This is a genomic window from Bacillus sp. ISL-55 (assembly GCF_018613155.1).
In the GTDB taxonomy this organism is placed as follows: Bacteria; Bacillota; Bacilli; order Bacillales; family Cytobacillaceae; genus Mesobacillus.
This window is the reverse complement of sequence record NZ_JAGGQU010000008.1, coordinates 1-12,416: the sequence shown is the minus strand read 5'-3', so window position 1 is coordinate 12,416 and position 12,416 is coordinate 1. Positions and strand designations below refer to the sequence as shown.

The following is a 12,416-nucleotide window of genomic DNA, read 5'->3' as shown; positions in this document are numbered from 1 at the left end:
AATATTTTTGCCTCAATCATTATCTCCATGTTTTGGCTTCTTCAAAACCTTACCGACCTTCAAGACATGCTCCAGGCTTTTCTTCACTTCATGCATATCCATTTCAGCGGTTGGTTTTCTGGCAATGATAATATAGTCGTTTCCGTTATGGACCCGGTCCTGCAGTTCATGGAATGACTGCCGGATATATCGTTTGATCTGGTTGCGCATGACAGCATTGCCAATTTTTTTGCTGACGGAAAGCCCGATGCGGAAATTCTCCTGATCAGGTTTTTTTAAAATATAGACAACAAATTGCCGGTTCGCAACCGATCTTCCTTTTTTGAAAGCCTCTTGGAATTCTTTATTTTTTTTTACTCTGAAGTCTTTTTTCATCTATAGCACCTTCAATTCTCTATGGATCTGAATTTTTCTTTGGGGTTCTTTTAAAAAGGCGGGCAAAGGAATTTATTCTTTCAGTATTGCCAAAAATAAATCCCCTAAAAAGCCACTTTGCCAGCATATAGAGCCCCCAAAATAGTATTGCCCAAAGAGAAAAAAGACCACTGACATTTCAGTGGCCTAAGCTGATAATACTTTTCTTCCTTTGCGACGACGACGAGCAAGAACCTTACGGCCATTTGCACTGCTCATGCGGGCACGGAATCCGTGAACTTTGCTGTGTTTACGCTTATTTGGTTGATAAGTGCGTTTCATATATGTTACACCTCCCTGAGGAATAGCTGTTACAGACAGTCTTTGTAATTATAAAGAGGGGCAGCGTATATTGTCAAGTGCCTATTCGGAAATCAGCTGCATTACCAGAATTTAAAATTCATTTCCACTTTGATTTCTTCTATCTCTTTATATTTCTGTTTTCTCTAACCTGGACCATTACCATTTTTCTAACTTTCGGAACCCTTTCCGAACTTTATGATCTATTAAGATTTAGAAAATCCAGAAGGCAGTCTCATTTAAAAATTTAATAAAGAAAAATTTGCTAAGTAATCATCCAATAAAAATTTTCTAAGAATATTTTTCGCTTTAAATAGAAATGTTAATCGATATATTTTTATTGGTTATTTTCTCTCTCGACGCGCCCTGTGGACAAAAATCGACATGATTTTTATTATCCACAAGGCTTACTGACAGCTTTTACACAACACAAGTGCCTGTGGACAATTAATCTCCACAGTGATAGTGTATTGTGGATAATGTATTAAAAAGCGTTGCGCCATGCTAGATTATCTGATATTATATTTGTGTTTTCACTCTTAATAATTCGATACCGAAAATATATTTATCCACAAATTGTGGATAAGCTGTGGATAGGTTATTCAGGCCTGTTGTAAAACTTTGTCCACAGAAAGTGGATATTGTCGAAAAGCTTCCTTTCTTCCTTATTATATATTTTTCCACATTAATAGTTTTGTATATTTATTAATTCAGGGGTTGTACAGCATGTATAACCTTTGATTTTATGCTTTTCGAGCAGACTATTTTCCTGAAGGCCAGAAGACTTGTTTGAAATTGCGAGTGCAAATGCAGCCAGATATAGAGAAAAAAGCGTAAAAACGACGAGAAAAGGAGGGATAATTGTTGGAGAACATTGCAGATCTCTGGAACAACGCTCTCGCTAAAATCGAGAAAAAGATCAGCAAGCCTAGTTTCGATACATGGCTTAAATCAACAAAGGCACATTCCTTGCAGGGTGATGTCCTTACGATTACAGCCCCGAATGAGTTTGCCCGTGACTGGCTGGAGGAACGTTATTCCCAGTTAATCAGCGGTATATTGTATGAAATCACTGGTGAAGAGCTTTCTGTAAAATTTATTATTCCCCAGAATCAGAACGAAGAAGATCTCGACATTCCCTTGCCGCCAAGAAGAGTGAAGAGGGATGATGATATTCCTGATCTGCCTGTCAGCATGCTGAACCCAAAGTATACATTCGATACTTTTGTCATTGGTTCAGGCAACCGTTTCGCCCACGCTGCGTCGCTTGCAGTAGCTGAAGCGCCGGCAAAAGCCTACAACCCATTATTCATTTATGGGGGCGTTGGACTTGGCAAAACCCACTTGATGCATGCAATCGGGCATTACGTCCAAGATCATAATCCGAATGCCAAAGTGGTTTATTTGTCATCTGAAAAATTCACGAATGAATTCATCAACTCGATCAGGGACAATAAAGCGGGAGATTTCCGCAATAAATACCGCAATGTCGATGTCCTGCTCATTGATGATATTCAATTCCTGGCAGGGAAAGAACAAACGCAAGAGGAATTTTTCCATACTTTCAATACTTTGCATGAGGAAAGCAAGCAGATTGTCATCTCCAGTGACCGTCCGCCAAAAGAAATTCCAACACTTGAAGACAGGCTGAGATCCCGCTTTGAATGGGGTTTGATTACTGATATTACTCCGCCGGACCTCGAGACGAGGATTGCGATCCTCCGTAAAAAAGCAAAAGCAGAGGGCCTTGATATTCCTAATGAGGTTATGCTTTATATCGCGAACCAAATCGACTCTAACATCCGCGAGCTTGAAGGAGCTTTGATCCGTGTCGTCGCTTATTCTTCACTGATCAATAAGGATATCAATGCAGACCTGGCAGCTGAAGCGCTAAAGGATATAATCCCGAGCTCCAAGCCGAAGGTCATTACCATTCTCGACATTCAGAGGGTTGTCGGACAGCACTTCAATGTGAAGCTAGAGGACTTTAAAGCGAAGAAAAGGACGAAATCCGTAGCATATCCTAGGCAAATCGCTATGTATTTATCAAGAGAGCTGACAGATTTCTCTCTGCCTAAGATTGGTGAAGAATTCGGGGGCCGTGACCATACGACGGTCATCCATGCCCATGAAAAAATTTCTAAAATGGTTTCAGTTGATGCGAACTTGCAAAGGCAGCTGAAAGATATAAATGAACAATTAAGGGTTTAGGAAAGTGTGAATAACTCTCCATTGGTTACGCACAGCCTATCCACATGTGGATAGGCTGTGTTTCCTTTGAACAAAGCCACTTATCCACAAATCCACAGGCCCTACTAGTACTTCTACTCTTTTTTAAAACATATTAATATATGCTTTTAAGAAAAAAATATTCCTAATCGGAGGCTAAAAAATGAGATTTATTATCCAGCGTGATTCATTGCTTCAAAGCGTCCAGGACGTAATGAAGGCAGTGACCAGCAGAACAACAATCCCTATTTTGACAGGTATAAAAATAGTTGCGAATGAAGAGGGAGTAACTCTTACAGGCAGCGATTCTGATATATCCATCGAATCTTTCATCCCTAAAGAAGAAGCTGGGGATGAAATCGTTGAAATCAAACAGCCAGGATCCATTGTTTTGCAGGCGCGTTTCTTTAGTGAAATCGTTAAAAAGCTTCCTACAGACACAGTAGAAATCGAAGTCCATAACAATCTGCAGACCGTCATCCGCTCTGGGAGATCAGAATTCAATCTGAATGGCCTTGATGCTGAAGAATATCCACACCTTCCGCAAATTTCGGAAGAACATATATTCAAAATCCCCACAGACTTATTGAAAGGCCTAATCCGCCAGACTGTCTTTTCAGTGTCCACCTCAGAAACACGCCCCATCTTGACAGGTGTAAACTGGAAGGTCGAAAATAACGAACTAATCTGTATTGCAACAGATAGCCACAGGCTGGCATTGAGAAAAGCGAAACTCGAGGCTGACAACACTGGCAGCTATAATGTGGTCATCCCTGGTAAAAGTTTAACGGAATTGAGCAAGATTCTTGATGACAGCTCAGAATCAGTGGATATCGTCATTACAGAAAACCAGGTATTGTTTAAAGCAAAGCATTTATTATTCTTCTCAAGACTGCTTGAAGGAAACTATCCTGATACAGGAAGATTGATCCCAAATGAGAGCAAAACGGATGTAGTTGTAAACACCAAGGAATTCCTTCATGCGATCGATCGTGCATCCCTGCTTGCCAGAGAAGGCCGAAACAATGTCGTCAAGTTCTCCACAATCGAAGGCGGTGCAATCGAAATTTCGTCAAACACACCGGAAATCGGTACTGTTGTCGAAGAAATTCAAAGCCAATCAATCGATGGTGAAGACCTGAAAATTTCTTTTAGCGCGAAGTATATGATGGATGCCCTGAAAGCACTGGAAGGAACCGAAATCCAAATCAGCTTCACAGGCGCAATGAGACCATTCGTCATCCGTCCGCTTCACGACGACTCCATCCTGCAGCTAATCCTGCCGGTAAGAACGTACTAAGATCTATATTGCCACCAGTTTTTACTGGTGGTTTTTTTCTTATAAATGGAAAATAGATTTTATTTTTGCCGGTAATGATGCTTAGCACCCTGTTGATTGGAGTGGAAGGCGCGAAGACTCCTGCGGGAGGATGGGTCAGTGGAGACCCCGCAGGAGTGAAACGACGAGGAGGCTTCACGAGCCACCCGCGGAAAGCGAAGCGCCTGGAACGGAAATCAACAGGCCAAGGCCACAGGCTAAAAAATATAAGAAAATTTGTTTCTATGGAAAAAATTTAGTAAAATAAAGTATTAAGTCCTTTTGGAAGAAAAGGGTGAGAGACGTGAATGAGGAAATAAAAATTGATACGGAATATATCACGCTTGGCCAATTCCTGAAACTTGCCGATGTAATTCAATCCGGCGGAATGGCAAAGTGGTTTTTAAGTGAACATGATGTTTTTATCAATGGTGAACAAGATCAGCGAAGAGGAAGGAAGCTTCGTTCCGGAGACCAGGTATCGATTCCCGGTTTTGGTGAGTTCAGCATAACGCAATAATCCAGAGGATGAACTGTTCATGTATATAGAGGAACTGCAGTTAAGGAATTACCGCAATTACCAGGGATTAGAGGCGACATTTGAAAATAAGGTCAATGTCATCCTCGGAGAGAATGCCCAGGGGAAAACCAATGTCATGGAGTCCATCTATGTATTGGCAATGGCAAAATCGCACCGGACCTCCAATGATAAAGATTTGATTCGCTGGGATGAGGAATATGCTAAAATAGAAGGACGGATTAAAAAAAGCAACGGATCATTGCCAATGCAGCTTGTCATATCGAAAAAAGGCAAGAAGGCCAAAGTCAATCATCTTGAACAGCGGAAGCTTAGCCAGTATGTCGGCAATATGAATGTCGTCATGTTTGCACCTGAGGACCTTAACCTGGTAAAAGGGAGCCCTCAAGTAAGAAGACGATTTGTCGATATGGAAATCGGACAGGTTTCCGCGATATATTTGCATGATATGGGACAGTACAACAAAATTCTCCAGCAGCGCAATCATTATTTGAAACAGCTGCAAATCAAAAAAACAAGTGACCATACGATGCTAGATATACTGACGGAGCAATTTATCCAGGCAGCTGCGAGGATCATTGTGAAGCGTTTTGAATTCCTTCATTTGCTTGAACAATGGGCATTGCCGATCCATCAGGGAATATCCAGAGGGCTTGAGGACTTGAAAATCGTGTATAAACCTTCTGCAGACGTATCAGAAGATGATGATTTGTCGAAAATGATAGCAGTGTATGAAGAAAAATTTGCTAAAATAAAGACAAGGGAAATTGATCGCGGTACCACCATGTTCGGGCCGCACCGGGATGACCTCCAATTTTTCGTGAATGGGCGCGATGTTCAGACATTTGGTTCGCAGGGCCAGCAGAGGACGACGGCACTTTCGGTAAAATTGGCAGAAATCGAATTGATCAATTCAGAAATTGGGGAATATCCAATCTTGCTGCTTGATGATGTCCTGTCTGAGTTAGATGATTATCGCCAATCCCATTTATTGAATACCATCCAGGGCAAAGTTCAAACATTCGTCACCACAACAAGTGTGGATGGGATCGACCATCAGACATTAAGGGAAGCAGCGACTTATAACGTGAAAACCGGCGAAATGTCAAGAATCCAATGAGGTGGACTCGATGTATTTGCATGTTGGTGAAGAAGTCCTTGTCAGGACAAAAGAAATTATAGCTATATTAGATATCGAAAGCGCCAGCTCTTCTCCGTTCATGGAAGAGTTCATAACGCGCCAGGACCAGCAGATTGTCCATTTGGCCAAAGGAACGGTCAAGTCAATCGTGGTAACAGGAAATCATATATATTATTCCCCACTTGCATCAGGAACATTAAAGAAACGCTCCCAAAAATTATCCGTCCAGGAATTTTAATAGATCGGCGTATTCGCAAAAAATGTCGAAAAACAACGATATATGCGGAATTGCCAATTTTAAAATAAGTTAAGTGAAAATGAAAGAGTAGGTGATCGATATGGCAATGGAGGAACAATCCATGCAAGGACAAGCGTACGATGAAAACCAGATACAAGTGCTTGAGGGCCTGGAAGCTGTACGCAAACGTCCAGGGATGTATATCGGATCAACGAGCGGAAAAGGCTTGCACCATCTTGTATGGGAAATCGTTGATAATAGTATAGATGAAGCACTTGCCGGCTTCTGTGACGAAATTAATGTCATTATCGAGGAAGACAATAGCATCACTGTCAAGGATAATGGCCGTGGTATCCCAGTCGGTATCCATGAAAAGATGGGAAGGCCAGCGGTTGAAGTCATCATGACGGTACTTCACGCCGGCGGTAAATTCGGCGGAGGAGGCTATAAGGTTTCAGGAGGTCTCCACGGTGTTGGTGCATCCGTTGTTAATGCCCTGTCCACTTATCTTGAAGTATTTGTCCACCGTGATGGCAAAGTCCATTATCAAAAATTCGAGCGAGGCATAGTTGGGGATCCCTTGAAGGTCATTGGCGAAACTGACCATACGGGCACGACTGTCCACTTCAAGCCTGACCCGGAGATTTTCACCGAGACATTGGAATATGAGTATGATACACTCGCAAACCGTCTGCGTGAGCTTGCCTTCTTGAACAGAGCAATCAAGATCACGATTGAGGATAAGCGAGGAGAAGGCAAAAAGAATGAGTATTATTACGAGGGCGGAATTAAGTCCTATGTTGAGCATTTAAACCGTACGAGAGAAGTCCTTCATGAAGAGCCAATCTATATTGAGGGTGAAAAAGAGGGCATTACTGTAGAGGTAGCTATCCAATACAACGACAGCTACACAGGAAACATCTACTCTTTTGCGAACAATATCCACACTTATGAAGGTGGTACGCATGAGTTTGGCTTTAAAACAGCTTTGACTCGTGTGATTAACGATTATGCCCGTAAGCACGGGATTTTCAAGGAAAGTGATTCCAATCTCTCAGGAGATGACGTTCGAGAAGGCTTGACTGCAATCGTGTCGATCAAGCACCCTGATCCGCAGTTCGAAGGCCAAACGAAAACAAAGCTTGGGAATTCTGAGGTCCGTACGGTAACTGACACACTCTTTTCGGATCACTTTGAGAAATTCATGCTTGAAAATCCGAATGTCGCCAGAAAGATCGTCGATAAAGGACTAATGGCTGCTAGAGCAAGACTTGCAGCGAAGAAGGCACGTGAACTGACTAGAAGAAAGAGTGCACTTGAAATTTCAAGCTTGCCAGGCAAACTGGCTGACTGTTCTTCAAAGGATCCAGCCATCAGTGAAATATATGTCGTTGAGGGTGACTCTGCAGGCGGATCTGCCAAGCAGGGCCGTGACCGTCACTTCCAGGCGATTTTGCCACTGCGAGGTAAAATACTGAACGTTGAAAAATCACGTCTTGATAAAATTTTATCCAATAATGAGGTAAGAGCAATCATTACGGCGATTGGTACAGGAATCGGCGAAGACTTCGACCTTTCAAAAGCTCGTTACCAAAAAATCGTCATCATGACCGATGCCGATGTCGACGGCGCTCATATCCGAACTTTATTATTGACGTTCTTCTACCGATATATGAGAAAGATCCTTGAAGCAGGATACATTTATATTGCCCAGCCGCCTTTATACAAAATCCAGCAGGGCAAAAAAATTGAGTATGCTTATAACGACAAGCAGCTTGAACAGATTCTCGCGGAGCTTCCACAGCAGCCGAAGCCAGGTATCCAGCGCTATAAGGGGCTTGGTGAGATGAACCCTGAGCAGTTATGGGAAACAACGATGGATCCTGAAACGAGAACGCTTCTTCAGGTGAGCCTTGAAGATGCGATTGAATCTGATGAAACCTTTGAGATCCTTATGGGTGACAAGGTAGAGCCACGACGCAATTTCATCGAGCAGAATGCGCAATATGTAAAGAACCTGGATATCTAAAAATATATGCTCAGGATAGAAGGTTCTGCCTCTATCCTGCTTTTTCTGAAATGGCCAAGGGGCCGCGCAGAGCGCTTTGCCCCTATATGGCCGTGCTGAACAGAGTTCCTAAAGGAGGTCTCTCTTAAATGGCTGAAACACCAAATCCACGTGTGAAAGAGATTAATATTAGCCAGGAAATGCGTTCATCCTTCCTGGATTATGCCATGAGTGTTATTGTGGCACGTGCGTTACCAGATGTCCGTGACGGCCTGAAGCCTGTACATAGAAGGATCCTTTACGCAATGCATGACCTTGGCATGCATTCAGACAAGGCCTATAAAAAATCAGCGAGAATCGTCGGTGAAGTTATCGGTAAGTATCACCCGCACGGTGACTCTGCTGTATACGACACAATGGTTCGTATGGCGCAGGATTTCAACTACCGTTATATGCTGGTCGATGGACATGGAAACTTTGGTTCTGTCGATGGCGACGCAGCAGCTGCGATGCGTTACACAGAAGCCCGTATGTCGAAAATTTCGATGGAGCTTTTACGTGATATCAATAAAGATACAATCGACTATCAGGATAACTATGACGGTTCTGAAAGAGAACCAATTGTCATGCCATCAAGGTTCCCGAACCTGCTCGTCAACGGTACTTCCGGTATCGCGGTCGGTATGGCGACCAACATTCCACCTCACCAGCTTGGCGAGGTGATAGATGGCGTATTGGCAATCAGTAAGGATCCTGACCTAACAATTATGGAATTGATGGAAATCATCACAGGACCTGACTTCCCGACAGCGGGATTGATATTAGGGCGCAGTGGCATCCGCAAAGCTTATGAAACTGGCCGCGGTTCAATTACCCTGCGTGCGAAGGTGGAAATCGAACAGAAATCAAATGGCAAAGAAGTCATTATCGTCAGGGAACTTCCTTACCAGGTCAATAAAGCCAAGCTGATTGAAAAGATCGCTGAATTAGTCCGCGACAAAAGGCTTGACGGTATTACAGACCTCAGGGATGAATCTGACCGTAAGGGTATGAGGGTTGTCATTGAGGTTCGCAAGGATGCGAATGCCAATGTCCTTTTAAATAACCTTTATAAACAAACTGCATTGCAGACAAGCTTTGGTATCAACCTCCTCGCTTTAGTGGATGGACAGCCGAAGGTTCTGAACCTGAAGCAATGCCTAGTATATTATCTTGACCATCAGGTAGTCGTCATACGACGCCGCACAGAGTTTGAACTGAGGAAGGCAGAAGCACGTGCCCACATTCTAGAAGGGCTGCGAATCGCGCTTGATAACCTTGATGCGGTCATCAGCCTGATCAGAAGCTCACGCACGACGGATATCGCCAGAGAAGGCTTGATGACACAGTTCAAGTTATCCGAAAAGCAAGCACAGGCGATCCTTGATATGCGTCTCCAGAGGCTTACAGGCCTGGAACGCGAAAAGATCGAAGAAGAATTCCAAAATCTTATGCAGCTGATCTCAGAATTAAAAGCGATCCTTGCTGATAAGGAAAAAGTTCTAGAAATTATCCGTGAAGAGCTCACTGAAATCAAAGAGCGCTTCAACGATGAGCGCCGTACGGAAATCGTTTCGGGTGGTTTGGAAATGATCGAGGATGAAGACTTGATTCCTCGTGAAAATATCGTCATCACCCTTACACATAACGGCTACGTAAAGCGCCTGCCTGTATCGACATATAGAGCACAGCGCCGCGGAGGACGCGGTATCCAGGGTATGGGAACGAATGAAGATGATTTCGTTGAACATTTGATCACCACTTCAACGCACGATACCATCCTGTTCTTTACGAATAAGGGTAAGGTATATCGTTCGAAGGGTTACGAAATCCCTGAGTTCAGCCGAACAGCGAAGGGAATCCCAATCATTAACCTGTTGGAAATCGAGAAAGGTGAATGGGTCAACGCCATCATTCCTGTTTCAGAATTCGTGGATGACTGGTTCCTGTTCTTCACAACGAAAGAAGGAATTTCGAAACGTTCACCACTTTCATCATTTGCGAATATCCGCAACAATGGTTTGATTGCCCTGAACCTGCGTGAAGGTGATGAATTGATTTCTGTCCGGATGACAGACGGCAGCAAAGAAATGATCATCGGCACGAAGAACGGCTTATTGATCCGCTTCCCTGAAACCGATGTCCGCTCCATGGGCCGTACTGCCACCGGAGTAAAGGGTATTTCCCTATCTGGTGACGATGAAGTTGTCGGCATGGAAGTACTTGATGAAAGTGCTGAGATCCTCGTCGTAACTAAGAACGGATACGGTAAAAGAACACCTTCCGAAGAGTACAGAAGGCAAGGACGCGGCGGTAAAGGCATCAAGACTTGTAACATCACCGATAAAAACGGCGACCTAGTGACGATGAAAGTCGTGACTGGTGAGGAAGACCTCATGCTGATCACAACAGGCGGTGTCCTGATCCGGATTCCTGTAAGCTCTATCTCAATGACAGGGCGTAATACGCAAGGGGTAAAATTAATCAGCCTTAATAAAGCGGAAAATGAATATGTTGCAACAGTGGCTAAAGTCGATAAGGAAGAAGAGAAACCTGAAGACCTCGAACTCGATGAAAATGCTGAAGCAACAATTATTGATCCTGAAGAAGTTGGCAGTGAAGAAGCAGAAGTGACTGAAACACCAGCTGAAGATGGAGAAGAATAAACTTTTTGAGAGGAACACAAAAATGTGTTCCTCTTTTTTGGTAAAATAAAGTAAAATAATTGTAAGAAAATTAAAATTCTGGGGTGGAAAGCCTTGCGCGTACTCGTAGACAACCTTAAAGAGGGCTGTATCCTTACTGATGATGTTCTAAGTAAAACCAATAGACCTATCATGAACAAAAAAACAGTATTATCTGAGTATCTAATCGATATACTGAAAGTTTTTTTGGTTAAAGAAGTGGATGTTGAGAAAACGTTAGTGAATGGGATGCCTTTCCTTGCACCTTCGACAGGCAGTGATAAGAAGTCGGGCTTGAAGACAAATGAGGGTGGAGAAACTTTTATCGACTTGTTTTTACAGGAGAGACAGAACTTCAAAAAAGAGTTTATCTCCTGGCAATCAGGAATGCAGATAGACGTTGCTAAATTGAGATCCATTATTGTCACATTGATTGAGCAGGTTGAATTGACTTCGTCGGATATATTCAATCTTCATCATTATTCAACCAAGGCTGAATACATATATGATCATCCTTTGGCTGTAGGAATTATCAGCGCCTTCATTGCCAAAAAGCTGAATTACAGCAAAGGGGATATAACCCAGATTGCACTGGCTGGATGTTTATCGGACTGCGGCATGGCAAAGGTCAGTCCAACACTACTAAATAAAAACACGACTCTGACAGTAGATGAATTTGAGGAAATCAAAAAGCACCCTACTTACAGCTACCAGATGGTGAAAAATAGTCCATTGCTGAAGGAAGCCACAAAAATTGCGATTCTTCATCATCATGAAAGAATGGATGGCAGCGGCTATCCATTTGGTGAAAAGGCAAACAGGATTCATCCTTTTGCAAAAATCCTTGCTGTAGCTGATTCTTTCCATGCAATGACATCGGAAAGAATATATAAGCCGAAACATTCTCCATTTAAAGTGATCGAGATGATCAATGAGGAGCAATTTGGAGAATTCGACATTACTGCTCTGAAAGCATTGAGTTCTGCAATCATGAATTATTCAGTTGGTACTAAAATCCGCCTTTCGGATGGACAGGCAGCTGAAATCATTTTTGTAGAAGAAAAGAATCCGGCAAGACCGTTGGTTAAATTGCTAGAAACAGACCAGATTCTAGCATTGGAGAAGAACAGGTACTTGCATATCGAGGAAATCATCCAATAAGCCGGCTACAATGCCGGCTTTTGTTTTTCTATCTATTAAGCAATGTTTAGGAGAATAGACCTCTGTCTCTTGGAGTTAAGAATAAGGGATATGAGTAAAAACTATAAAGATTTGAGAAAGTGGTTAAAATGTATTGCATAAAGATAATTTGCCTGATATAATCTTCAAAGTCAGTAACGAAACGAGAAATTCTAATAAAGAGTTTTTGAAAATAGTTATTGACTTAGACAGTTAGTAAATGTTATATTATTAAAGTCGCTTCTGGGCGACGATGCAAGAAATTGCTCTTTGAAAACTAAACAAACAAGCGTCAACAAACAATTTTTTATAGTGACTTCTATTATAT

At 42.6% G+C, this 12,416-nt stretch carries 10 protein-coding genes; 8 read left to right on the top strand and 2 right to left on the bottom strand.

Translation table 11 applies throughout. From position 1 onward, the window contains the following. Positions 1 to 12: 12 nt before the first annotated feature. Entirely contained in the window at positions 13 to 375 is a 363-nt protein-coding gene (gene rnpA / locus J7E32_RS04120; RefSeq protein ID WP_214904009.1) for a ribonuclease P protein component, read from the bottom strand. 186 nt (positions 376 to 561) lie between these two features. Further along, the gene (gene rpmH / locus J7E32_RS04115) at positions 562 to 696 is read right to left on the bottom strand and encodes a 50S ribosomal protein L34 (RefSeq protein ID WP_013059930.1); all 135 of its coding nucleotides are present in this window, start codon (positions 694 to 696) and stop codon (positions 562 to 564) included. An 882-nt stretch (positions 697 to 1,578) separates the two neighbouring features. On the opposite strand from rpmH, the gene dnaA reads away from it, so the two are divergent. From dnaA to J7E32_RS04075, 8 genes are all read left to right on the top strand, one after another. Continuing rightward, the gene (gene dnaA / locus J7E32_RS04110) at positions 1,579 to 2,925 is read left to right on the top strand and encodes a chromosomal replication initiator protein DnaA (protein ID WP_214904006.1); all 1,347 of its coding nucleotides are present in this window, start codon (positions 1,579 to 1,581) and stop codon (positions 2,923 to 2,925) included. Positions 2,926 to 3,106: 181 nt separating this feature from the next. Then, positions 3,107 to 4,243 (top strand): DNA polymerase III subunit beta, encoded by a 1,137-nt coding sequence (gene dnaN, locus J7E32_RS04105; RefSeq protein ID WP_214904003.1) that lies wholly within the window; start codon positions 3,107 to 3,109, stop codon positions 4,241 to 4,243. A gap of 322 nt (positions 4,244 to 4,565) precedes the next feature. After that, positions 4,566 to 4,781: a S4 domain-containing protein YaaA gene (yaaA, locus tag J7E32_RS04100; protein WP_023613365.1), complete on the top strand. Its 216-nt coding sequence runs from the start codon at positions 4,566 to 4,568 to the stop codon at positions 4,779 to 4,781. A gap of 19 nt (positions 4,782 to 4,800) precedes the next feature. Next, positions 4,801 to 5,919, top strand: coding sequence for a DNA replication/repair protein RecF (gene recF / locus J7E32_RS04095; RefSeq protein ID WP_214904000.1), 1,119 nt, complete (start codon positions 4,801 to 4,803; stop codon positions 5,917 to 5,919). Between the two features lie 10 nt (positions 5,920 to 5,929). Next, entirely contained in the window at positions 5,930 to 6,178 is a 249-nt protein-coding gene (remB, locus tag J7E32_RS04090) for an extracellular matrix regulator RemB (RefSeq protein WP_214903997.1), read from the top strand. Between the two features lie 106 nt (positions 6,179 to 6,284). Beyond that, on the top strand, positions 6,285 to 8,207 hold the full coding sequence (gene gyrB / locus J7E32_RS04085) for a DNA topoisomerase (ATP-hydrolyzing) subunit B (protein ID WP_214904505.1): 1,923 nt from the start codon (positions 6,285 to 6,287) through the stop codon (positions 8,205 to 8,207). A gap of 128 nt (positions 8,208 to 8,335) precedes the next feature. Then, positions 8,336 to 10,891: a DNA gyrase subunit A gene (gyrA, locus tag J7E32_RS04080; RefSeq protein WP_214903994.1), complete on the top strand. Its 2,556-nt coding sequence runs from the start codon at positions 8,336 to 8,338 to the stop codon at positions 10,889 to 10,891. 171 nt (positions 10,892 to 11,062) lie between these two features. Continuing rightward, positions 11,063 to 12,070, top strand: a complete 1,008-nt coding sequence (locus tag J7E32_RS04075; RefSeq protein ID WP_286182681.1) for an HD-GYP domain-containing protein — start codon at positions 11,063 to 11,065, stop codon at positions 12,068 to 12,070. The last annotated feature ends 346 nt before the right edge of the window (positions 12,071 to 12,416 follow it).